Consider the following 25,608-nt stretch of genomic DNA (forward strand, 5'->3'; position numbering starts at 1 on the left):
GCGGCGACGCGATCGTCACCGGTCCGGTCAGCACAAACGTGACGGCCGCCCCATCGGGGCGGCCGTTTTGTTCACGATCAGCTGTTGTTGTGGTCGACCTTGATGGTCGGGTCGCTGCCGGCAATCAGGTTGTGAATGTTGGCGCTCGACCAGTTGTTGCCTTCCAGTTTGATCGTCACGTCCGGGGTTGCCGCCGCAGCGTCGCCGGAGTTGAACTTGCCCGCTGAGCTGACTTGCAGCGACGACGTGCCGTCGACCGTGGTGATCTTCAGGAAGTTGTCGATGGTGCTGCCGGTCTCGCCCTGCAACAGATCACGCAAGTCGATGCGGTCACCTTCGCTGGCCTTGAAGTCCTTGATCACGTCGTTGCCGGTGTCGCCCGCCTTCCAGACGAAGGTGTCGGCACCCGAACCACCGATAAGGATGTCATTACCCTGACCGCCGATCAGCGTGTCGTTGCCGGTGCCGCCGAGCAGGATGTCATTGCCTTTGCCGCCATCGAGCAGGTCGTTGCCGCCCGAGCCGAACAGGATGTCATTGCCTGCGCCGCCCAGCAGTGTGTCGTTGCCGTCATGCGCACCGGAGACATCGAACGCCTGATAGTGCTCGGTGATGTACTGGTGCACGTTGCTTGTGGTGACTTTGCTGACGTCGACGCCGGTTTCCTTGGCAACGAACGCCTGCATCGCTTGATAACCCTCGCCGGCAATGCCGTTGAAGCTCACCAGATCGCCGAACAGGATGTCGTTGCCGTCGCCACCGCTGACGGTGTCGTTGCCCGGCAGCGTCGCTTCGGTGTGGCCGATGATGGAGTTGGCCAGATCCTTCGGATCGATGTTGGTCTGCGGTGTTTTATCCGAATCGTACGGCTTCAGATCGTTGAGGCTGACGCCGCTGTTGAGGCCGATGGCTTCGACGTTCGACAGGCCGCTGAGCAAGGTGAAGCTGCTGTTGGAGTTGGTAGTGGTGTAGTAATCGGTGCTGCTACCGCTGCCCGCCAGGCCGGAGAACTCATAGGTGCCGTCGCCCTGGGCGTGCAGCGTGCCGAAGTTCTGATACGACCAATTGCCGCCCGATTTGGTCCAGACCGTCACCGAGCCGTTCGCGCTGATATCAATCTGGTGCGAGCTGTCCGGGTACAGGCTGACCGCTGTCCCCAACTTATAGTTGGTGGTGGTGATCAGGCTATCGAGGGTTTTGTTGCCGTACAGGTACGGGTTGGTCGACTCGCCGGTCTGGTAGTAGGTCGGCTGGCCGTCGGTGATGAAGTACGTGAGGTTTTTCGCCCCGGTGTTGGCCACGGCTTCCGCGCTCTGGAAGAAGTTGGCCGTGGTCTTGAACACGTCTTCATAGTTGGTGCCGCCGCCGGACGCCATCGAGTCCAGTACCGCTTTGAGCTTGGTCAGCGCGTTCGGGTCATTGAGGTTCACCGACACCGACTTGTTGACCTGGGTATCGAAGTCCACCAGGAAGATGTTCACCGTACCTGAGTTGCTGCCGCCCAGGCTCTGCTTGAGGGTGTTGAACACCGATGTCAGCGAGTCTTTGGCCGCGTTGAGCGACGACGCGGTCATGCTGCCAGAGCTGTCGACCATGAACGCGATGTTGTAGTTGGTGCCCGGCACCACGGTCAGACCACCGATGTCGGCGACCATGATGTCGTTGCCATCGGTGCCGCTGAAGGTGTCGTCACCCGAAGTCGCGACAATGGCGTTGTAGACCGCCGGCACCACGGTGACCGGAATGGTCGCGGTGCTGCTGGCCGAGCCGCCGACCATCTCGGTGGAGGTCGAGGTCACGGTCAGGTTGAACTGGCCGTTGTAGTACGGCGGCGGGGTCACGGTCAGGCTGCCGAGGTTCCAGCCGGTGACGTTGGCGTCGCCGCTGCTGGCGGTGACGGTGAAGGTATGGCCCGCGCCATCGCTGAGCACCGAGCCGACTGGCGCGCCGCTGATCTTCACGCTCAGGGTTTCCGAGCCGTCGGTATCAGTCAGTGCGGTGGTGATTGCCGACAGTTTCACCGTGGTGCCTTCGGCGCCGGTGTTGAGTTTATAGCCGTCGTAATAGCCTTCGCCGTTGCTGCCGTGCAGATCGGAGACGGTCACGCCCGAATTCACCAGATCCTGCACGCCGGTGTAGATCGGTACGCCAGCGCTGCTCAGGTCGATCGGCGTGCTGCCGTTGACCGACAGGTTGACGTCGTAGCTGCCCGGGCCGCTCTGATTGTGGTGGTAGATATCCAGTGTGTAGTAGCCGCTGGTGGTCGGGGTGAACGAACCGCTGATCGCACCGCCCGCGCCCCAGGTACCTGAAGCCACGCTCTTGCCGCCAATGGTGATCAGCAGGCTGTCGTCGGCCACACCACTGAAGGAATAGGTTTTGCCGGCTTCCAGGTAGATCAGGCCCGAAGTTTTCGAGGCGGTGCCGGCGGCCACGCTGCCGTCCGACTGCACGTTAGTCACGTTGCCGCTGCTGTTCGGGGTGCCGGCGCCGTCGATCACGTTTTTCAGGGTGGTCGAGTTCGCACCGCTACCGTCGGTACCCAGACCTGACAGACCGGTCCAGACTTCTTTGATCAAACCGGTCGACTTCACGCTGTTGTCGGCCACGCTCACGGTCGGCGCATCCGCTACCGGGGTGATGTCGATCTTCACGGTGCCGGTGTTGCCCAGCAGTTGACCGTCGGTTGGCTGGAACTTGATCTGCGCGTAGTCCGCCTGATTGTTGCCCAGGCCGGTGCCGCCGTAACCGTTGACGCCCGACTCGTTGGCATCCGGCAGGAAGCGCAGCTTGCCCGCGTCGATGTCAGCCTTGCTGAAGGTCTGGTTGTTGGCGACGTCCTTCCAGGTCGAGCCGTCCAGGTACTGCAGTTTGCCTTCGCCCGGCAGCTGGGTAATTTTGATGCCGAGGCTGCTGGCCGGGCTGTCGACGTCAGTTACGCCGAAAGTCGACCAGCCGAGTACCAGCGGCGTGTCTTCGGTGCCGGTGACATTGCTCGGTGCAGCAACCGGAGCGTCGTTGACCGCCACCACGTTGACCGTGGTGGTCGCGGTGTTGGAGTAATTGCCGCCATCGGTCACGGTCACCGTGATGATGCGCGGCACGGTGCTCGGGTTTTCACTGCTATTGGTGAAGCTGATGTTCTTGATGGCCTGCATGTAATCAGCCAGCGTCGCGTTGCCCGACAGTGTCAGGGTCACGGTGCCGTTGGTGCTGTTGGCATTGATGGTGATGCCGTTGACGCTGTTGCCCAGGTTCAGCGCATCGCCGTCCTGACGGTTGGTCAGGACTACAGTGGCGCCGGTGAGCATGGTGCTGTCCGGGTCGGTGATGCTGATATCGGTGTCGGCAATCGACACACCAGCGCCCGGGGTGTTCTCGGTGAAGGTCACCTTGTAGTCGGCACCGGTGGCGCCGCTGGAGTTGTTGGCATCCAGGTCGAGCACGGGCGGCGCATCGTTGTCGATGATCGACGTGCTGACGCTGCCATTGGTGCTGCTGACCGCGAGGTTCTCGAAGTTGCCGCCAGTGGCCGAATCGATCTTGACCACGAAGTTCTCGGTGCCTTCGGTGATCTTGTCATCGATGGTCGCGACGTTGAACTGCGCGCTGCTCGCACCGGCCGGGATCTTCACGGTGTACACGCCGGTGAAGTCCGAACCGTCGGCGGCGGTGCCGCTGTAGACGATTTTCAGGGTCACTTCGGTTTGCGCCGGGTGGTTCAGGCTGACCGTGTAGTTGGCGGTCTGGCCTTCGGTCACCGAACTGCTGCCAGTGATGCTGACGGTGGTGGTGTCGACCGTGTCGGTGACGTTGGTCACGGCTGGCGTGTTGCTGGTCACCAGATTTTCGAAGCTGCCGCCGCTGGTGCCGGTGATGGTCGCCTGCACGGTGCCGGCGTCTTTGTAGACGTCATCGGCCGGAGCCGGAACGGTCACGGTGCCAGTGGTTTTGCCAGCGTCGATGGTGATCACCGAACCGTTGCTGAGGGTCACGGTGACTGGCGAGCCAGCGGCGTTGGTCAGGGTCGCGGTGTAGGTGATCTGGCCACCTTCGGCCACGGTGCCGGTCGCGGACAGCGTCAGGTTGGTGGTGTCGACGGTGTCGGTGACGGTAGTGCTGACCGGGGTTTTGTCGGCGACCAGATTTTCGTAGTTGCCGCCCGTGGCGTTGGTGATCGAATTGGTCAGCGGGGCGTGGCCGGTCAGCGCATCGTTCGGTGCGGTGGTGGTCACGGTGCCGGTGGTTTTGCCGATGTCGATGGTGATGGTCTGACCGTTGGCCAGGGTCACCACGACCGGCGAACCGGTCACGGCTGCACCGACAGTGGCGGTGTAGACGACGTTGCCGCCTTCCGCCGCTGTGCCGGTAGCTGTCAGTTTCACAGTGGTGGTGTCGATGGTGTCGGTGACGCTGGTCACGGCCGGAGCCGTGCTGGTGACGAGGTTTTCGAAGCTGCCACCGGTGGCGGTTTTGATCGTGGCCTGGACGTTGCCGGCGTCTTTGTAGACGTCATCGGCTGGCGCTGGAACGGTCACGGTGCCAGTGGTTTTGCCGGCGTCGATGGTGATTACCGAACCGTTGCTCAGGGTCACGGTGACCGGCGAACCAGCGGCGTTGGTCAGGGTCGCGGTGTAAGTGATCTGGCCACCTTCGGCCACTGTGCCGGTCGCGGACAGCGACAGGTTGGTGGTGTCGACGGTGTCAGTGACGGTAGTCGAAACCGGAGTCTTGTCGGCGACGAGGTTCTCGTAGTTGCCGCCCGTGACGTTGGTGATCGAGTTGGTCAGCGGTGCGTGACCAGTCAGTGCGTCGTTTGGCGCGGTAGTGGTCGCGGTGCCAGTGGTCTGGCCGACGCCGATGGTAATGGTCTGACCGTTGGCCAGCGTTACAACCACAGGCGAACCGGTCACCGGAGCACCGACGGTCGCGGTGTAGACGACGTTGCCGCCCTCTGCCGCTGTGCTGGTAGCTGTCAGTTTCACAGTGGTGGTGTCGATGGTGTCGGTGACGCTGGTGATTGCCGGCGTGGTACTTGGCACGAGGTTTTCGAAGTTGCCACCGGTGGCGGTGCTGATGGTCGCCTGCACGGTGCCGGCATCTTTGTAGACGTCGTCAGCCGGGGCTGGAACGGTCACGGTGCCGGTGGTTTTACCGGCGTCGATGGTGATCACGGCGCCGTTGCTCAGCGTCACGGTCACTGGCGAGCCAGCGGCGTTGGTCAGGGTCGCGGTGTAAACAATCGAACCGCCTTCAGCGACCGAATTGGTCGCGCTGAGCGACAGATTGGTGGTGTCGACGGTGTCGGTCACGTTGGTGCTGACGGGCGTCTTGTCGGCCACGAGATTTTCGTAGTTTCCGCCGGTCACGTTGGTGATCGAGTTGGTCAGCGGCGCATGACCGGTCAATGCATCGTTTGGCGCTGCGGTGGTCGCGGTGCCGGTGGTCTGTCCCACGCCGATGGTAATGGTCTGACCGTTGGCCAGGGTCACCACAACTGGCGAACCAGTGACCGGAGCACCAACAGTGGCGGTGTACGTGACGTTGCCCCCCTCAGATGTCGAGTCTGTTGCTGTCAGTTTGACAGTGGTGGTGTCGATCGTGTCGGTAACGCTGGTCACGGCCGGCGTGGTGCTCGGCACCAGGTTTTCGAAGTTGCCACCGGTGGCGGTGCTGATGGTTGCTTGTACGGTGCCGGCATCTTTGTAGACGTCGTCAGCCGGGGCTGGAACAGTCACGGTGCCAGTGGTTTTGCCAGCGTCGATGGTGATCACGGCGCCGTTCGACAGCGTCACGGTCACTGGCGAGCCAGCGGCGTTGGTCAGGGTCGCGGTGTAGACGATCGAACCGCCTTCAGCGACCGAATTGGTAGCGCTGAGCGACAGATTGGTCGTGTCGACAGTGTCGGTCACCGTAGTGCTGACCGGCGTCTTATCCGCCACGAGGTTTTCGTAGTTACCGCCGCTGACGTCGGTGATCGCGTTGGTTAGCGGTGCGTGACCGGTCAATACGTCGTTTGGTGCGGTAGTGGTTGCTGTGCCAGTGGTCTGGCCGACGCCGATGGTGATCGTCTGACCGTTGGCCAGGGTAACGACAACTGGCGAGCCGGTAACTGGCGCGCCGACAGTGGCGGTGTAGGTGACGTTGCCGCCCTCTGCCGCTGTGCCGGTAGCTGTCAGTTTCACAGTGGTGGTGTCGATGGTATCCGTGACGCTGGTCACGGCCGGCGTGGTGCTCGGCACGAGGTTTTCGAAGTTGCCACCGGTGGCGTTGCTGATCGTCGCCTGCACGGTGCCGGCGTCCTTGTAGACGTCATCGGCTGGCGCTGGAACGGTCACGGTGCCAGTGGTTTTACCGGCGTCGATGGTGATCACGGCGCCGTTGCTCAGCGTCACGGTCACTGGCGAACCAGCCGCATTGGTCAAGGTCGCGGTGTAGACGATCGAGCCGCCTTCAGCGACCGAATTGGTCGCGCTGAGCGACAGATTGGTGGTGTCGACAGTGTCGGTCACCGTAGTGCTGACCGGAGTTTTGTCGGCCACGAGGTTTTCGTAGTTACCACCGGTCACGTTGGTGATCGAGTTGGTCAGTGGCGCATGACCGGTCAATGCATCGTTTGGCGCTGCGGTGGTTGCGGTGCCCGTAGTCTGGCCAACACCGATGGTGATGGTTTGACCATTGGCCAAAGTCACGACAACTGGCGAGCCGGTAACCGGTGCGCCGACAGTCGCGGTGTAGACAACATTGCCGCCTTCAGCCGCCGACTCGGTGGCCGTCAGTTTGACGGTGGTGGTGTCGATGGTGTCGGTGACGCTGGTCACAGCTGGCGTCGTGCTCGGCACCAGATTTTCGAAGTTGCCACCGGTGGCGTTGCTGATCGTCGCCTGCACGGTGCCGGCATCTTTGTAGACGTCGTCAGCCGGGGCTGGAACGGTCACGGTGCCGGTGGTTTTACCGGCGTCGATGGTGATCACGGCGCCGTTGCTCAGCGTCACGGTGACTGGCGAGCCAGCGGCGTTGGTCAGGGTTGCGGTGTAAACAATCGAGCCACCCTCGGCCACGGTACCGGTCGCGCTCAGCGACAGATTGGTGGTGTCGACAGTGTCGGTGACATTGGTCGAAACCGGGGTCTTGTCGGCCACCAGGTTCTCGAAGTTGCCACCTGTTACTTCAGTGATCGAGTTGGTCAGCGGTGCGTGGCCAGTCAATGCGTCGTTTGGCGCCGTGGTGGTCGCGGTACCGGTGGTCTGGCCGACGCCGATGGTGATGTTCTGACCGTTGGCCAGGGTCACCACAACCGGAGAGCCTGTCACTGGCGCGCCGACAGTGGCGGTGTAAGTGACGGTGCCGCCTTCAGCTACCGACGTATCAGCCGTGAGTTTGACGGTTGAGGTGTCGATGGTATCGGTGACTTCGGTCACGGCCGGCGTCGTGCTCGGCACCAGGTTTTCGAAGTTGCCACCGGTAGCGGTGGAGATCGTCGCTTCAACCTTGCCGGCGTCTTTGTAGACGTCGTCGGCCGGGGCTGGAACGGTCACGGTGCCAGTGGTTTTGCCGGCGTCGATGGTGATCACGGCGCCGTTGGACAGGGTCACGGTCACTGGCGAGCCAGCCGCGTTGGTCAGCGTTGCGGTGTAAACAATCGAACCACCCTCGGCCACTGTACCTGTGGCGCTGAGCGACAGGTTAGTGGTGTCGACGGTGTCGGTCACGGTGGTGCTGACTGGCGTTTTGTCGGCAACAAGGTTTTCGTAGTTGCCGCCGGCCACGTTGGTGATCGAGTTGGTCAGTGGCGCATGACCGGTCAACGCATCATTTGGTGCGGTGAAGGTCACGGTGCCGGTGGTTTTGCCAACTTCGATGGTGATGTTCTGGCCGTTGGCCAGGGTCACGGTGACCGGCGAACCGGTTACTGGAGCGCCAACAGTGGCGGTGTAAGTGACGGTGCCGCCTTCAGCCACGGACGTATCGGCGGTCAGTTTGACGGTTGAGGTGTCGATGGTGTCGGTGACTTCGGTCACGGCCGGAACAGTGCTCGGCACCAGGTTTTCGAAGTTGCCGCCCGTCGCCGTCGAGATTGTCGCTTCAACTTTGCCTGCGTCTTTGTAGACGTCGTCGGCTGGCGCTGGAACGGACACGGTGCCAGTGGTTTTGCCGGCTTCGATGGTGATCACGGCGCCGTTGGACAGGGTCACGGTGACTGGCGTGCCGGCCGGATTGGTCAGTGTTGCGGTGTAAACGATCGAACCGCCTTCAGCCACGGTGTCGGTCGCAGTCAGCGACAGGTTGGTGGTGTCGACGGTGTCAGTGACCGTGGTCGAAACCGGGGTCTTGTCGGCCACCAGATTCTCGTAATTGCCACCGCTGACCTCAGTGATCGCATTGGTGATCGGCGCGTGGCCGGTCAGGGCATCGTTCGGTGCGGTGAAGGTTACGGTGCCGGTGGTTTTGCCGACTTCGATAGTGATGTTCTGACCGTTGGCCAGGGTCACCACAACCGGCGAACCGGTCACCGGCGCGCCGACAGTGGCGGTGTAAGTGACGGTGCCGCCTTCTGCGGCCGACGTATCAGCCGTCAGTTTGACGGTCGAGGTGTCGATGGTATCGGTGACTTCGGTGACGGCTGGAACAGTGCTCGGCACCAGGTTTTCGAAGTTGCCACCGGTAACGGTCGAAATCGTCGCTTCGACTTTTCCGGCGTCTTTGTAGACGTCGTCAGCCGGAGCTGGAACTGTCACGGTGCCGCTGGTTTTGCCGGCTTCGATGGTGATTACCGCGCCGTTCGACAGGGTCACCGTGACTGGCGAGCCTGCAGCGTTGGTCAGGGTTGCGGTGTAAACAATCGAACCACCCTCGGCCACAGAACCCGTGGCGCTGAGCGACAGGTTAGTGGTGTCGACAGTGTCGGTGACATTGGTCGAAACCGGTGTCTTGTCGGCAACCAGATTTTCGAAGTTACCACCGCTCACCTCAGTGATCGCATTGGTCAGCGGCGTGTGGCCGGTCAATGCATCGTTCGGTGCGGTGGTGGTCGCGGTGCCGGTGGTCTGGCCAACACCAATGGTGATGGTCTGACCGTTGGCCAGGGTCACAACCACAGGCGAACCGGTGACTGGCGCGCCGACGGTAGCAGTGTAGGTAACGGTACCGCCCTCAGCCGCCGATTCGGTCGCGGTGAGCTTGACGGTGGTGGTGTCGATGGTATCGGTGACGTTGGTCACGGCCGGCACAGTGCTTGGCACCAGATTTTCGAAGTTACCGCCCGTTGCATCCTTGATCGTCACTTCGACCTTGCCGGCGTCTTTGTAGACGTCATCGGCAGGCGCTGGAACGGTTACGGTGCCGGTGGTTTTGCCGGCTTCGATAGTGATCACCGAACCGTTCGACAGGGTCACGGTCACCGGGGTGCCGGCCGGGTTGGTCAGCGTCGCGGTGTAAACGATCGAACCGCCTTCAGCCACCGAATCGGTCGCGGTCAGGTTCAGGTTGGTGGTGTCGGTGGTGTCCGAAACCGCGGTGTCGGCGGACTTGCCGTCGACCGCGAGTTTTTCGTAGTTGCCACCGGTAGCGCCGTCGATGGTCACGCTCAGCGAGCTGCCACCGGCCAGAGGGCTGTTCGGTGCAACGAAGTTCACCGAACCGGTGGTTTCACCGACAGCGATGGTAATGGTCTGGCCGTTGGACAGGGTCACGACAACCGGCGAGCCAGTGACTGGCGCGGTCACGGTCGCGGTGTAGACCACGGTTTCGCCTTCAGCGACGTTCGCCGTGGCGGTCAGCGACACGGTGGAGGTGTCGATGGTGTCGTTGACGGTGGTGATCGCCGGGGCGGTGCTGGTGACCAGGTTTTCGAAGTCGCCACCAGTCGCGCCTTTGATGGTCGCTTCAACGGTGCCGGCATCTTTGTAGACGTCATCTTTCGGCGCGTCGACGGTGACGGTACCGGTGGTTTTGCCGGCGTCGATGGTGATCACAGCACCGTTCGACAGAGTCACGGTGACCGGCGAACCAGCGGCGTTGGTCAGGGTCGCGGTGTAGGTGATCTGGCCGCCTTCGTTCACCGAACCGGTCGCGGTCAGCGATAGGTTGGTGGTGTCGACGGTGTCGGTGACGGTGGTGCTGACCGGGGTTTTGTCAGCCACGAGGTTTTCGTAATTGCCGCCGGAAACGTCGGTGATCGCGTTGGTCAGTGGAGCGTGGCCAGTCAACGCATCGTTTGGCGCGGTGGTGGTCACGGTGCCGCTGGTTTTACCCACTTCGATGGTGATGTTCTGGCCGTTGGCCAGGGTCACCACAACTGGCGAGCCAGTGACTGGCGCACCGACCGTGGCGGTGTAGGTGACAGTGCCACCTTCAGCCGCGGACTCGGTAGCGGTCAGTTTGACCGTCGAAGTGTCGATGGTGTCAGAGACGTCGGTAACGGCTGGGTTGGTGCTCGGAACGAGGTTCTCGAAGTTGCCGCCAGTGGCGTCCTTGATCGTGACTTCAACTTTGCCGGCGTCTTTATAGACGTCATCGGCGGGCGCAGCGACGGTGACGGTGCCAGTGGTTTTACCCGCCTCAATGGTGATCACGGCGCCGTTGGACAGGGTAACGGTGACTGGCGTGCCGGCCGGATTGGTCAGTGTTGCGGTGTAAACGATCGAACCGCCTTCAGCCACGGTGTCGGTCGCAGTCAGCGACAGGTTGGTGGTGTCGACAGTGTCAGTAACAGTGGTCGAAACCGGAGTCTTGTCGGCAACCAGATTCTCGTAGTTACCGCCGCTTACGTCAGTGATCGCATTGGTCAGCGGGGTGTGGCCGTTCAACGCATCGTTCGGCGCAGTGGTGGTCACGGTGCCGGTGGTTTTGCCGATTTCGATGGTGATGTTCTGGCCGTTGGCCAAGGTCACGACGACCGGCGAACCGGTGACTGGAGCGCCTACGGTGGCGGTGTAAGTAACGGTGCCACCTTCAGCCGCTGACTCGGTGGCGGTCAGTTTGACGGTGGTAGTGTCGACGGTATCAGTGACTTCGGTCACGGCCGGGACAGTGCTTGGTACCAGATTCTCGAAGTCGCCGCCGGTGGCGTCCTTGATGGTAACTTCGACTTTGCCGGCGTCTTTGTAGACGTCATCGGCTGGCGCAGCGACAGTCACGGTGCCGGTGGTTTTACCGGCCTCGATGGTAATGACCGAGCCGTTCGACAGGTTCACAGTCACCGGCGAGCCAGCCGGGTTGGTCAGCGTCGCGGTGTAGATGATCGAACCGCCCTCGGCGACCGAGTTGGTGGCGCTGAGCGAGAGGTCAGTGGTGTCGACGGTGTCAGTGACCGTGGTCGAAACCGGGGTCTTGTCGGCCACCAGGTTTTCGTAGTTACCGCCGCTTACACCCGTGATCGAATTACCCAGCGACGCCTGACCGGTCAGTGCATCGTTCGGCGCGGTGAAGGTCACGGTGCCGGTGGTCTTGCCGACTTCGATGGTGATGTTCTGGCCGTTGGCCAGGGTCACCACGACCGGCGAACCGGTGACCGGCGCGCCAACAGTGGCGGTGTAGGTGACGGTGCCACCTTCGGCCGTCGACTCGGTAGCGGTCAGTTTGACCGTCGAGGTGTCGATAGTGTCTGTGACGTCGGTCACGGCTGGTGTGGTGCTTGGCACCAGGTTCTCGAAGTTGCCGCCAGTCGCGTCTTTGATGGTCACTTCGACCTTGCCGGCGTCTTTGTAGACGTCATCGGCAGGCGCAGGAACAGTCACGGTGCCGGTGGTTTTGCCCGCTTCGATGGTGATCACCGAGCCGTTGCTCAGGGTCACAGTGACTGGCGTGCCAGCCGGGTTGGTCAGCGTTGCGGTGTAAACAATCGAACCACCTTCAGCCACAGTGCCGGTAGCGCTCAGCGTCAGGTCGGTGGTGTCAGTGGTGTCGGTGACGGTGGTGCTGACCGGGGTTTTGTCAGCCACGAGGTTTTCGTAATTGCCGCCGGAAACGTCGGTGATCGCATTGGTCAACGGTGCATGGCCAGTCAGCGCATCGTTCGGCGCGGTGAAGGTCACGGTGCCAGTGGTCTTGCCGACTTCGATGGTGATGTTCTGGCCGTTGGCCAAGGTGACTACAACCGGAGAACCCGTCACTGGAGCACCGACAGTGGCGGTGTAGGTGACGGTGCCACCTTCAGCGGCAGTCTCGGTGGCGGTCAGTTTGACCGTCGAGGTGTCGATGGTATCGGTTACGTCAGTGACAGCCGGAACGGTGCTTGGCACCAGGTTCTCGAAGTTGCCGCCAGTCGCGTCCTTGATGGTGACTTCGACTTTGCCGGCGTCTTTGTAGACGTCATCGACGGGCGCCGGAACGGTCACGGTGCCAGTGGTTTTGCCAGTCTCGATGGTGATCACCGAGCCGTTCGACAGGGTCACGGTAACAGGCGAACCTGCGGCATTGGTCAGGGTCGCGGTGTAAGTGATCTGGCCGCCTTCAGTCACGGTGCCCGTCGCGCTCAGGGTCAGGTCGGTGGTGTCAGTGGTGTCGGTGACCGTGGTGCTGACCGGCGTTTTGTCGGCAACGAGGTCTTCGTAATTGCCGCCGCTCACGCCCGTGATCGCATTGGTAATCGGCGCGTGGCCGGTCAACGCATCGTTCGGTGCAATGGTCGTCACGGTGCCGGTTGTTTTGCCGACTTCAATGGTGATGTTCTGACCATTCGCCAGAGTCACGACCACAGGCGAACCGGTCACTGGAGCACCGACAGTGGCGGTATAGGTGACGGTGCCACCTTCAGCGGCCGTCTCGGTGGCGGTCAGTTTCACCGTCGAGGTATCAACGGTATCGGTCACGTCGGTGACGGCAGGAACGGTGCTCGGCACCAGGTTTTCGAAGTTGCCGCCAGTGGCGTCCTTGATGGTGACTTCGACTTTGCCAGCGTCTTTATAGACATCATCGGCTGGCGCAGGAACGGTCACGGTGCCGGTGGTTTTCCCCACTTCGATGGTGATCACCGAGCCGTTCGACAGGGTCACGGTAACAGGCGAACCTGCGGCATTGGTCAGGGTCGCGGTGTAAGTGATCTGGCCGCCTTCAGCCACGGTGCCCGTCGCGCTCAGCGTCAGGTCGGTGGTGTCAGTGGTGTCGGTGATGGTGGTGCTGACGGGGGTTTTGTCGGCCACGAGGTTTTCGTAATTGCCGCCGGAAACGTCGGTGATCGCGTTGGTCAGCGGAGCCTGGCCAGTCAGTGCATCGTTTGGCGCGGTGGTGGTCACGGTGCCGCTGGTTTTGCCGACTTCAATGGTGATGTTCTGGCCGTTGGCCAGGGTCACGACCACGGGCGAGCCGGTCACCGGCGCGCCGACAGTGGCGGTATAAGTGACGGTGCCGCCTTCAGCGACCGAGGTGTCAGCCGTCAGCTTTACGGTCGACGTGTCGATGGTATCAGTCACTTCGGTAACGGCTGGCGTGGTGCTCGGGACCAGGTTCTCGAAATTACCGCCAGACACATCCTTGATGGTGACTTCGACTTTGCCGGCGTCTTTGTAAACGTCATCAGCTGGCGCCGGAACAGTCACGGTGCCAGTGGTTTTACCCGCGTCGATGGTGATCACCGAACCGTTCGACAGGGTCACGGTAACTGGCGTACCGGCCGGATTGGTCAGCGTCGCGGTGTAAACGATCGAACCACCCTCGGCCACGGAACCGGTGGCGCTCAGCGACAGGTCGGTGGTGTCGGCGACATCGGTAACAGTGGTCGATACCGGGGTCTTGTCGGCAACCAGATCTTCGTAATTACCACCGGAAACACCGGTGATCGAGTTGGTCAGCGGCGCATTGCCGGTCAACGCATCGTTAGGGGCAGTGGTGGTCACGGTGCCGCTGGTTTTGCCGACTTCGATGGTGATGTTCTGACCGTTGGCCAGGGTCACGACCACGGGCGCGCCGGTAACCGGCGCGCCGACAGTGGCGGTATAAGTGACGGTGCCGCCTTCAGCGACCGAGGTGTCAGCCGTCAGTTTCACGGTCGACGTGTCGATGGTGTCGGTCACTTCAGTCACGGCTGGAACGGTGCTTGGCACCAGGTTCTCGAAGTTGCCGCCGGAAGCGTCCTTGATGGTCACTTCAACTTTGCCGGCGTCTTTATAGACGTCATCGGCTGGCGCCGGAACGGTTACGGTGCCAGTGGTTTTGCCTGCCTCGATGGTGATCACCGAGCCATTGCTCAGGGTCACGGTTACCGGTGTGCCGGCAGGATTGGTCAGGGTCGCGGTGTAAACAATCGAACCACCTTCGGCCACGGTCCCGGTTGCTGTCAGCGACAGGTTGGTGTCGTCGATCGAGTCGGTAATGGTGGTGGTCGCTGGCGTCGTGTTCGGCACCAGGTTTTCGAAGTTGCCGCCGGTAGTACCAGTGATGGTGGTGCTGACGGTGCTGCCATTGTTGTAAACGTCGTTGGCCGCAGTTGGCACGTTGACGGTGCCGGTGGTCTGGCCGGCGTCAATGGTGATGGTCGAGCCGTTCGACAGGGTGATCGTCACCGGAGTCTGCGCAGCATTGGTCAGCGTCGCGGTGTAAGTGATCTGGCCGCCTTCGACGACCGTACCGGTGGCGGTAAGGCTCACGCTGGTGGTGTCGATCGAATCGGTAACGGTTGTGGTCGCAGGCGTAGTGTTCGGCACCAGGCTTTCAAAATTGCCGCCAGTAGTGCCGGTAATGGTGGTGCTGACGGTGCCACCATTGTTGTAGACGTCATTGGCCGCCGTCGGCACGTTGACGGTGCCGGTGGTCTGCCCAGCCTCAATGGTGATGGTCGAACCGTTCGACAGGGTGACCGTCACCGGGGTTTGCGCCGGGTTGGTCAGAGTCGCGGTGTAGGTGATCTGGCCGCCTTCGACCACTGTGCCGGTGGCGGTCAGGGTCAGATTAGTGGTGTCGATCGAATCGGTGATGGTGGTCACCGCTGGCGTCGGGTTCGGCACCAGGTTTTCGAAGTTGCCGCCAGTGGCACCGGTAATCGTCGTGGTGACAGTGCTGCCGTTGTTATAGACGTCGTTGGCCGGGGTCGGCACGTTGACGGTGCCGCTGGTCTGGCCGGCGCCGATGGTGATGGTCGAGCCGTTCGACAGGGTGACGGTCACCGGGGTTTGCGCCGGGTTGGTCAGGGTCGCGGTGTAAGTGATCTGCCCGCCTTCGGTGACACTCGGCCCAGCCGTCAGGGTGACGGTGGTGGTGTCGATGGTGTCAGTGACCTGGGTTGTGGCCGGAGTGGTCGGCGGGGTCACGGTGATGCCATTGCCGCCGGTGGTGCCGGTGACGGTCACGTCGATCTGGGTCGGGTCGTTGTAAACGGTGTCGTTCGGCGCCAGCGGCACATTGACGGTGCCAGTGGTTGCGCCTGCCGGAATCACAATCACCGCGCCGTTGGACAGGGTGATGGTCAGGTCGGTCAGCGGCGCCTGGGTCAGGGTCGCGGTGTACACCAGCACGCCGCCGGCTTCGGTGATGGATGGCGTGGCGCTGAGGCTCAGGGTCGAATCACGCAAGGCGTTGGTGGTGGTGTCGGTGGTCTGGCCGCCGGTGATGTTTTGCGCGGCTTGTCCGCCAGCGTTGATGCCTGCAGTCGGGAAACCAATGGTCGGGTCAACGCGGCCAGCGGTGGCGTCGAGCATGACGAAGCTGTGACCACCACCGGCGGCACCGCCCGTGCCTGCGGCACTCGGGCCGGCAGCAGTGGCGTCCAGCGCGGTGGTCGGGTCGACACCGGCGGCGATGGCTTGCTGCAGTTCGGCTACCGACGGCGCTGCCTGCGCAGTGGCCTCGGCCAGGTCAGTGCTGGAGTCGGGCGCGTTGGCGCTCCACTGGGTTTCACGGCCCAGATCGAGGGTGCGGCCATCAGCCAACTCAAGCGACACGGCGCCGGAGAGGCCGGTGTCGATCTGGTCACCCACGAACAGGCGATCGCCTTCAACGAGTACGCGACGTACACCCTCAGGGGAGACTACAAATACCTGACCGACAATGCTTTTGACGATGGCAACAACACTGCTCATTGAAGACTCTCCGGGGTGTCACGTTCAGTTGACTTCCATAAACCTGATGGCTTTTGGCGCCGACTCAGTCTGGACGTACTTTTAAATTTTGCGAATCAAGTTTGACGCATCTAATCGTCAATAATTTGGCTATATTCTTTCGCTATTAACTTTATGCCAAACTATTGACCTTCTGGGTGCCATCCTAAACAATCGCCCCACTAATGTCACATTGATATTTCCGCGGCGACCTGTCCTTCAGCGTGTGATCCAGTTCCTGTTTTGAACTTTCCGACATACGGTCAATCTGGTTGCCATCATCCGACGCAGCGCCACGTTTTGCTGTGATTCAAGACAAGAAGTCCTGGGAAATTCCTATCATGCGTTCGCCCCTGCTTTTCGCCGTACCCTTCGCCCTCGCCGCCTCTTTTGTACAAGCACAATCCTTACCAGAAGCCATGCAGCAGGCACTGGATGTCCATCCGGAAATCCAGGCAGGGGTCAACAGTCGTTTGGCTGCGGATTATCAATTAAGAGCGGCGAAAGGGGGATACCTGCCGAAGGTCGATCTGCTCGGCGGTTATGGCCGTGAAGGTACCGACAGCGTCACCACCCGCGCCAATGGCGGCGGCAACCACTGGGAAACCCTGAACCGCAGCGAGTCAAGTTTACGTCTCTCGCAAATGGTCTTCGACGGTTTTGCGACGTCCAGCGAAGTCGGGCGTCAACAAGCCACCGTTAACTCCCGTGCTTACTCGCTGCTCGGCACTTCCGAGCGCACCGCGCTGACTGTCGCCCAGGTCTACCTGGATGTGCTGACCCGCCGCGAATTCGTGCGCTTGGCCGAGGACAACCTCAAGAGCCACCAGCGCATCTACGATCAGATTCAGTTGCGCACCCAGCGCGGCGTCGGCAGCGGTGCCGACCTTGATCAGGCCGAAGCGCGGATGGCCCAGGCCCGCAACAACCTGATCACCGAGCAAACCAATCTGGCCGACTCGGAAACCAACTTCCTCAGCGCCGTCGGCCAGATGCCCGATCAACTCGAGCGGCCGGCGCCGTTCATGGCAATGATGCCGGCCAACCTCAATGAAGCGCGCCAGCAGATGCTGGAAAATAGCCCGATCCTGCGTTCGGCCGAGTCCGATATCGCCGCTGCCGAGAAACAGTACGAAACCGCCAAGTCGACCTTCTACCCGCGTTTCGACGCCGAACTGGGCCGTACCGCCGACAACGATCTCGATGGTCAGAACGGTCACAACAACGAATGGCAAGCGATGCTGCGCATGCGCTTCAACCTGTATTCCGGTGGCAGCAACAAGGCTGATCTGGAATCCAAGTCGTACCTGTCGAACCAAGCGCTGGACATCCGCAACAACGCCCTGCGCCAGTTGAACGAAGAACTCGGTCTGGCCTGGAACGCCTTGAACAACGCCAACGCGCAGGTGCCGATCGCGCAGCAATATGTCGACCACAGCACCTCGGTGCGCACCGCCTACCAGCGTCAGTTCAGCCTCGGCGAACGCACCCTGCTCGATTTGCTCGACAGCGAAAACGAGTTGTTCACCGCTTCGCGGCGTCTGGCGGAAATCAAAAACATTCAGTTATTTACTCAGTACCGAATCAAGGCGACCATGGGCGAGTTGCTCAGAAGCCAGGGAGTGGTCGCACCGTTGGCATCCGTTGTGCAGAACGACGTGAAGCCCAAGGTCCAGCTGCCTGGGATGAATTGAGTTATCCCTTTTCAACTGTCAAAGAGTGTCGAGCGTGGAATCAGAAGTCAGTCGAGTTCAACTCAGTCATGATCCACGCGCGTTGCACGACGATCCTTTACTGGACGGTCTGCTCGCCCTTTGCATGCTGCACCAGAAGCCCGCCAGCGCAGCGATGCTGACCACCGGCCTGCCGCTGCCCAAACAACGCCTGAGTGTCGAGTTGCTGCCCCGCGCGGCGGCTCGCGCCGGCCTGCAAGGGCGGGTGTTGCAGCGCAAACTGGAAGAAATTCCGGCGATCGCCATGCCGGCCTTGCTGCTGCTCAAGGATGGCCGCAGCGCCGTCCTGCTCGGTTGGCAGGGTGACCACGAAGCGCGGGTGTTGCTCAGCGAAACCGACGGCGGCGAGTCCATCGTCAGCCGCGAACTGCTCTCTGACGACTACACCGGCAAAGTCTTCTTCGCCCAGCCGCAACACAAATTCGACGTCAACCACGGCACGCTGATTCCACGTGCCCGCTCGTGGTTCCGCGACACCCTCAAGCGCTCGCGCTGGCTGTACGCCGATGCCATCGCCGCGAGCTTCCTGATCAACATCATCGCCATGGCCGCGCCGCTGTTCGTGATGAATGTCTACGACCGCGTGGTGCCGAACCAGGCCGAAGCGACCCTGTGGGTGCTGGCGCTGGGTATCACCGGCGCCTATATCTTCGACCTGGTCCTCAAAAGCCTGCGCAGCCTGTGCCTGGACCTGGCCGGGAAGAAAACCGACCTGATCATCTCCGCGACGCTGTTCGAGCGCATTGTTGGCATGGCGATGAAATACCGTCCGGCGCGGGTCGGCAGTTTTGCGCAGAACATCCATGAGTTTCAGAGCCTGCGCGACTTCCTCGCCTCGCTGACCCTGACCAGCCTGATCGACCTGCCGTTCACCATCCTCATCTTTATTGTCATCGCCATTCTCGGCGGGCACCTGGTGTGGATTCCGGTGCTGGCGTTCCCGATTGCCCTGCTGATCGGCTACGCGTTGCAGAAACCGCTGGTGGCGACCATGGAGCGCACCATGGCCCTCGGTGCCGAGCGCCAGTCGAGCCTGATCGAAACCCTCGCCGGCCTCGACGCGGTCAAGGTCAACAACGCCGAGAGTGAACGCCAATACCAGTGGGAACAGACCATCGGCACCCTCAGCCGCCTCGAGCTGCGAGTGAAAATGCTCTCCGGTCTGGCGATGAACATCACCCTGCTGATCCAGCAACTGGCCGGGGTGATCATGATCGTCTTCGGCGTCTACCAGATCATCGCCGGCAACCTGAGCATGGGCGGTCTGATTGCCTGCTACATGCTTAGCGGTCGCGCCCTCAGCCCGTTGGCCTCGCTGTCCGGTCTGTTGACGCGTTACCAGCAGGCGCGAGTGACCATGACCTCGGTCGATCAGATGATGGAGCTGCCGCAAGAGCGCAATTTCGAAGAGCGCCCGCTGAGCCGCAAGGTGCTGCAAGGCGCGATCGAGTGCCGCCAGCTCAGCTTCACCTACCCGGAACAACAGAACCCGGCGCTGAAAAACATCAACCTGGTAATTCGCCCCGGCGAGAAAATTGGCATCATCGGCCGCAGCGGCTCGGGCAAAAGCTCCTTGGCGAAACTGCTGGTCGGCCTCTATCAACCGGATGACGGCGCCTTGTTGGTCGACGGTGTGGATATCCGCCAGATCGATGTTAGCGAACTGCGCTACAACATCGGTTACGTGCCGCAAGACATCCAACTGCTGGCCGGCACCCTGCGTGACAACCTCGTCTCCGGCGCGCGTTATGTCGAAGATGAGCTTGTCCTGCAGGCGGCCGAACTGGCCGGCGTCCACGAATTCGCGCGTTTGCATCCACAAGGTTACGAGCTGCAAGTCGGCGAGCGCGGGCAGAACCTCTCCGGCGGTCAACGGCAGAACGTTGCACTGGCCCGGGCGCTGTTGCTCAATCCACCGATCCTGTTAATGGACGAGCCGACCAGCGCCATGGACAACACCGGTGAAGAACGACTCAAGCAACGCCTCGCGGCAGTGATAGAAAACAAGACCGTGGTGCTGGTGACGCACCGGGCGTCGCTGCTGTCGCTGGTCGATCGCCTGCTGGTGGTTGACCGTGGACAGATTCTCGCCGATGGCCCGAAAGCCGCCGTGATGGAAGCGTTGAAGAAGGGGCAGATCAGTGTTGCTTAAGTCGGGTTTCAAGGATTCGATCCGTCGCTACTTCAAAGGCTCGGCATCGCTGCAGGGCCAGCCGCTGCCGGAGGTCAACAAAGCGCTGATCGAAGATGCCCCGCGCGTCGTGCGCCTGACCATCTGGGCGATCATCGGCTTCTTTATCTTCCTGCTGCTGTGGGCCAACTTCGCCGTGATCGACGAAGTGACCAAGGGCGACGGCAAGGCGATTCCATCGTCGAAGATCCAGAAAATCCAGAACCTTGAGGGCGGGATCATCTCCGAACTGTTCGTCAAGGAAGGCCAGATCGTCGAGGCGGGTGCGCCGCTGATTCGTCTCGATGACACGCGATTTGCCTCCAACGTCGGCGAAACCGAAGCCGATCGTCTGTCGATGTTGCTGCGTGTCGAGCGCCTGAGCGCCGAAGTGGATGACCGTCCGCTGAATTTCCCCGAGGACGTGCTCAAGGCCGTGCCGGGTCAGGCGAAAAGTGAGGAATCGCTGTACATCAGCCGCCGTCAGCAATTGCATGACGAAATTGGTGGTTTGCAGGAGCAGTTGATTCAGCGTCAGCAAGAGCTGCGCGAATTCGCCTCCAAGCAAGCGCAGTATCGTCAGCAACTCGGCTTGCAGCGTCAGGAAATCAACATGTCCGAGCCGCTGGTGGCGCAGGGCGCGGTGTCCCCGGTGGAAGTGCTACGTCTGAAGCGTGCCGAGGTGGAAACCCGTGGTCAGCTGGATGCAACGACGCTGGCCATCCCGCGTGCCGAATCGGCGATCAAGGAAGTGCAGCGCAAGATCGACGAGACGCGCGGCAAATTCCGCAGCGAAGCGCTGACCCAACTCAATGAGGCGCGCACCGACCTGAACAAGGCCAGCGCGACCGGCAAGGCCCTGGAAGACCGCGTCAGCCGTACGCTGGTGACATCGCCAGTGCGCGGCATCGTCAACAAGTTGCTGGTCAACACCATCGGCGGGGTGATCCAACCGGGCAGCGACATGGTCGAAATCGTCCCGCTGGACGATACCTTGCTGGTCGAAGCCAAGATTCGTCCGCAAGACATCGCGTTCCTGCACCCGGGGCAGGAAGCGATCGTGAAATTCACCGCGTACGACTACACCATTTACGGCGGGCTGAAAGCCAAGCTTGAGCAGATCGGCGCTGACACCATCACCGACGAAGACAAGAAAACCACCTACTACATCATCAAGGTGCGCACTGAGCGCAGCCACTTGGGCACGGACGAGAAGCCGTTGCTGATCATCCCGGGGATGGTGGCGTCGGTGGACATCATTACCGGCAAGAAGTCGGTGTTGAGTTATCTGCTCAAGCCGATCATCCGCGCGCGGGCTGAGGCGTTGCACGAGCGCTGATTCTCGAGTGGCCTTGCCGGCCTCATCGCGAGCAGGCTCACTCCTACAGTGATCGCATTCCAACTGGAGAAATGCGGTTACTGTAGGAGTGAGCCTGCTCGCGATGGCGGTAGCCCAAACACCACATCTCTGTCAATAAGTGACAAAAACCGTCACTCACCATCCAGTCCATTCCGCCATATCGTTATTCATTAACGGTATTTAATTTCCAATTCTTATAGCTATAAAGTCATCCCCCTGCGTACCTGCCGACCAATCGGCGCGCCGCACGACCTGAACCAACACGCAATCCAGCGTGAGTGTCTGATCGACGAGCGCGCCCGTGAGCGTGCCGTGCGTGGGAGATGGAAAGATGTCCGCAGCTACTGCTTCCCCAAGCGCCGCGACCGCCGCGCCGCAAGCCTTCGAAATCCGCCCTTTCAGCGGTGCCGTCGGCGCAGAGATCATTGGCCTCGACCTCACCCGGCCGATCAATGATCAGGACTTTGCGCGCATTCATCGCGCGCACCTGGATCACCACGTCGTGGTATTTCGCGACCAGCAAATCACCCCACAGCAACAGATCGACTTCAGCCGCCGCTTCGGCGTGTTGCAGATCCACGTGCTCAAGCAGTTCCTGCTGGCCAACCACCCGGAAATCCTCATCGTTTCCAACATCATCGAAAACGGCCAGAACATCGGCCTCGGTGATGCTGGCAAGTTCTGGCACTCCGACCTTTCCTATAAAGAGCTGCCAAGTCTCGGCTCGATGCTGCATGCGCAAGAGCTGCCTTCCGAGGGCGGCGATACGTTGTTCGCCGACATGCACAAAGCCTGGGACAGCTTGCCCGAGGCCTTGCGCAAAGCTGTTGAAGGTCGTTCGGCCGCGCATTCCTACACCGCCCGCTATAGCGAAACCAAATTCGAAGGCAACTGGCGCCCGACCCTGACCCCGGAGCAACTGGCTCAGGTCGCGGAAGTGGTGCACCCGGTGGTGCGCACGCATCCGGAGAACGGTCGCAAGGCGCTGTTCGTCAGCGAAGGGTTCACCACGCGCATCGTCGGCCTGCCCGAAGACGAGAGCCAGCAGCTGCTGACCGAGCTCTACGCCCACAGCGTGCTGCCGCAAAACATCTACCGCCATCAGTGGCAGCCCCACGATCTGGTGTTCTGGGACAACCGTTCGCTGATCCATCTCGCCGCCGGCTGCCCCGCGCACCTGCGCCGCAAGCTGTATCGCACGACCATTCAGGGCGACGCGCCTTTCTGATTCGCCGGAGATTGATCAAACCATGAACGCTCCCTTGCCAGGCCACGCGGCCAGCAACCTGATCGCCCGCAGCGACGCGTTGCTGGCGGTCGATCACGTCAGTCTCGAATACCGCACGCCGCAACGCGTAGTGCGCGCCACCCATCAGGTCAGTTTTGAAATCGACCCCGCCGATCGTTACGTGCTGCTCGGTCCGTCCGGTTGCGGCAAATCGACGTTGCTCAAAGCGGTCGCCGGGTTTATTCAACCGTGCGAAGGCGAGATCCGTCTGCAAGGCCAGCGCATCGACGCGCCGGGGCCGGACCGGATCGTGGTGTTTCAGGAGTTCGACCAACTGCCACCGTGGAAAACTGTCAAACAGAACGTGATGTTTCCGCTGCTCGCATCGCGCACGCTGAAGAAAAAAGAAGCCGAAGAACGTGCGCTGCACTATCTGGAAAAGGTCGGTCTGGCGGCGTTTGCCGATGCTTATCCACACACCTTGTCCGGCGGCATGAAAGCACGGGTGGCAATTGCCCGGGCGTTGGCGATGCAGCCGAAGATCCTCTTGATGGACGAACCGTTTGCCGCGCTCGATGCACTAACCCGCCGCAAGATGCAGGAAGAATTGCTGCTGCTCTGGGAAGAGGTGCGTTTCACCCTGTTGTTCGTCACCCATTCGATTGAAGAGGCGTTGGTGGTGGGCAATCGCATTCTGTTGCTGTCACCGCATCCTGGGCGAGTGCGCGCCGAAGTGCACAGCCATCAATATGACTTGCACAGCTCGGGTGGCGTGGCGTTTCAGGAGTCGGCGCGGCGCATTCATCGGCTGCTGTTCGACGAAGGTCAGCCGCCGGAAACCGAGCGTGACCACGACTTCAACGACATTCGCATCGCTTATTGAGCGGCCAGGAGGACTACCCGATGAGCCATTCATCATCTGTGCGTGAAGAGTTCGAAATTGTGCTGGAACCGTTGACGCAGGTGCCGGTTGAGCGAGAGCTGTCGCTCGGCACGCGACTGTGGCAACAGGGCTGGCTGCGTAAAAGCCTGATCCTGATTGTGCTGGCGGTGCTGTGGGAAGTGGTCGCGCGGATTCAGAACAACGACCTGATGCTGCCGAGTTTCCTGCAGACCAGCCATGCGCTATTCGATGGGCTGCTCAGCGGTGAGTTGCTGGCCAAGGTATGGATATCGTTGGTGGTTCTGATCAAGGGCTATCTGATCGGTATCGTCCTCGCTTTTGCCCTGACCACCCTTGCGGTGTCGACGCAATTGGGACGTGATCTGCTGAGCACGATGACCTCGATGTTCAATCCGCTGCCGGCGATTGCCCTGTTGCCATTGGCGCTGCTGTGGTTTGGCCTGGGGCAGAACAGCCTGATTTTCGTCCTGGTGCATTCGGTGTTGTGGGCGCTGGCGCTGAACACCTATGCCGGGTTTCTCGGCGTTTCGGAAACCCTGCGCATGGCCGGGCGTAATTACGGTCTGAAGGGTTTGCGACTGGTGCTGTTCGTCCTGATCCCGGCGGCGCTGCCGTCGATTCTGGCCGGGTTGAAGATTGGCTGGGCGTTTGCCTGGCGCACGTTGATCGCGGCGGAACTGGTGTTTGGCGCGACCAGTGGCAAGGGCGGTCTGGGCTGGTACATCTTCCAGAACCGTAATGAGCTGTACACCGACAAGGTGTTTGCCGGGTTGGCGGTGGTGATTCTGATCGGCTTGCTGGTGGAGAATCTGGTGTTCGATACGCTGGAGCGGGTGACCGTTAAGCGGTGGGGGATGCAGCGGTAATTTTTGGTGTGGCGGCAGGTCCCATCGCGAGCAGGCTCGCTCCCACATTTGATCTCCTGTGGGCACAGGTTTTATGAACGACAGAAGTCCAGTGTGGGAGCGAGCCTGCTCGCGAAGGCGTCTTTGAAGGCGCCGCCAAAGCTGAAGGATGTTTGCTAGCATTGCGCCCAGATCAATCCTGATCAGCCATGAGTGCTCAGCATGCAACTCCCGGACATGAACCTTCTGGTCGCCCTCGACGCCTTGCTCGACGAGGGCAGTGTGGTCGGCGCGGCGCGGCGGATGAATCTCAGCCCGGCCGCCATGAGCCGTACCCTGACGCGGATCCGCGAAGCCATCGGTGACCCGATCCTTGTGCGCGCCGGTCGTGGCCTAGTGCCAACCCCCAAGGCGCTGGAGTTGCGCGAACAGGTGCGCGATGTGGTCGAGCAGGCCGCGCTGTTGTTCCGTTCCGCCGACACCGTGGAACTGGGCACGTTACGCCGTCGTTTCAACATCCGCGCCAATGACTTTTTCATCGGTGTTTACGGCGGCAAGCTGTTCGACACCCTCGATCAATTGGCGCCGCACTGCGAATTGCGTTTCGTCCCGGAAGGCGATGGCGACGATGAGGCACTGCGCGAGGGCCGCATCGATCTGAGCGTCAGCAACACCCGACCCGTCACCCCGGAAGTCAAAGTGCAGAACCTGTTCTCGACGCATTTTGTCGGCTTGGTGCGAGAAGACCATCCACTGCTCGACGGTGAAATCACCGCCGAGCGCTACGCCGGGTTTTCCCATATCAGCATGTCGCGCCGTGGCATCGCGCGCGGCCCGATCGATACGGCGCTGAATGCGCTAGGCCTGGAGCGGCGCGTGGCGGTGATCGCGCCGAGTTTCCATGCGGCGATGTTTGCCTTGCCGGATTCCGATCTGATCTTGCCGGTGCCCAAAGAAGCGCTGCTCAGCGTACGCCGGCTGGGTTTGAAACTGCGCTCATTCGACCTGCCAATCCCGTTGCCGACGCTGATGCTGACCCAGGCCTGGCACCCGCGTTTCGACAAGGATCCGGCGCATCGCTGGCTGCGGGAAACGCTCAAGGCTTGCTGCGACGAAACGTGGCTGGCTGCCCAGCCTTAACCTGCGAACCCACACAAAACCCTTGTAGGAGTGAGCCTGCTCGCGATAGCGGTGTGTCAGTCAACACATACATTGGCTGACCCAACGCTATCGCGAGCAGGCTCACTCCTACAGAGGTTAATTGTTGCGTCTGGCGCACTTATAACCTGCCAATAAGTCAATTTTCGTCATTGCCAAGCCCGACTAAGATGCTCCGG

The 25,608-nt window shown here is 61.3% G+C and carries 8 protein-coding genes; 7 read left to right on the forward strand and 1 reads right to left on the reverse strand.

The window, feature by feature from the left end:
* Positions 1-77: 77 nt before the first annotated feature.
* A complete protein-coding gene (locus HU754_RS01710; protein ID WP_186620863.1) occupies positions 78-16,013 on the reverse strand; it encodes a LapA family giant adhesin in 15,936 nt (5,311 codons plus the stop codon).
* Positions 16,014-16,372: 359 nt separating this feature from the next.
* On the opposite strand from HU754_RS01710, the gene HU754_RS01715 reads away from it, so the two are divergent.
* The 7 genes from HU754_RS01715 to HU754_RS01745 all read left to right on the forward strand — a co-directional run bounded on the left by HU754_RS01715 (position 16,373) and on the right by HU754_RS01745 (position 25,411).
* A complete protein-coding gene (locus HU754_RS01715) occupies positions 16,373-17,725 on the forward strand; it encodes a TolC family outer membrane protein (RefSeq protein WP_093440182.1) in 1,353 nt (450 codons plus the stop codon).
* Between the two features lie 34 nt (positions 17,726-17,759).
* Positions 17,760-19,916, forward strand: a complete 2,157-nt coding sequence (locus tag HU754_RS01720; RefSeq protein WP_186620861.1) for a type I secretion system permease/ATPase — start codon at positions 17,760-17,762, stop codon at positions 19,914-19,916.
* Positions 19,906-21,273, forward strand: coding sequence for an HlyD family type I secretion periplasmic adaptor subunit (locus tag HU754_RS01725; RefSeq protein ID WP_007918311.1), 1,368 nt, complete (start codon positions 19,906-19,908; stop codon positions 21,271-21,273). Before HU754_RS01720 ends, HU754_RS01725 begins: the two co-directional genes overlap by 11 nt.
* A gap of 352 nt (positions 21,274-21,625) precedes the next feature.
* Entirely contained in the window at positions 21,626-22,522 is an 897-nt protein-coding gene (locus tag HU754_RS01730) for a TauD/TfdA dioxygenase family protein (RefSeq protein WP_099757657.1), read from the forward strand.
* 22 nt (positions 22,523-22,544) lie between these two features.
* Complete coding sequence (locus HU754_RS01735; RefSeq protein ID WP_099757658.1) at positions 22,545-23,405, forward strand: ABC transporter ATP-binding protein; 861 nt, start codon at positions 22,545-22,547, stop codon at positions 23,403-23,405.
* 20 nt (positions 23,406-23,425) lie between these two features.
* A complete protein-coding gene (locus tag HU754_RS01740) occupies positions 23,426-24,292 on the forward strand; it encodes an ABC transporter permease (protein WP_186620859.1) in 867 nt (288 codons plus the stop codon).
* Between the two features lie 201 nt (positions 24,293-24,493).
* A complete protein-coding gene (locus tag HU754_RS01745) occupies positions 24,494-25,411 on the forward strand; it encodes a LysR family transcriptional regulator (protein WP_099757660.1) in 918 nt (305 codons plus the stop codon).
* Positions 25,412-25,608: the final 197 nt, after the last annotated feature.

The sequence above is a fragment of the Pseudomonas zeae genome, from assembly GCF_014268485.2.
Classification (GTDB): Bacteria; Pseudomonadota; Gammaproteobacteria; order Pseudomonadales; family Pseudomonadaceae; genus Aquipseudomonas; species Aquipseudomonas neuropathica.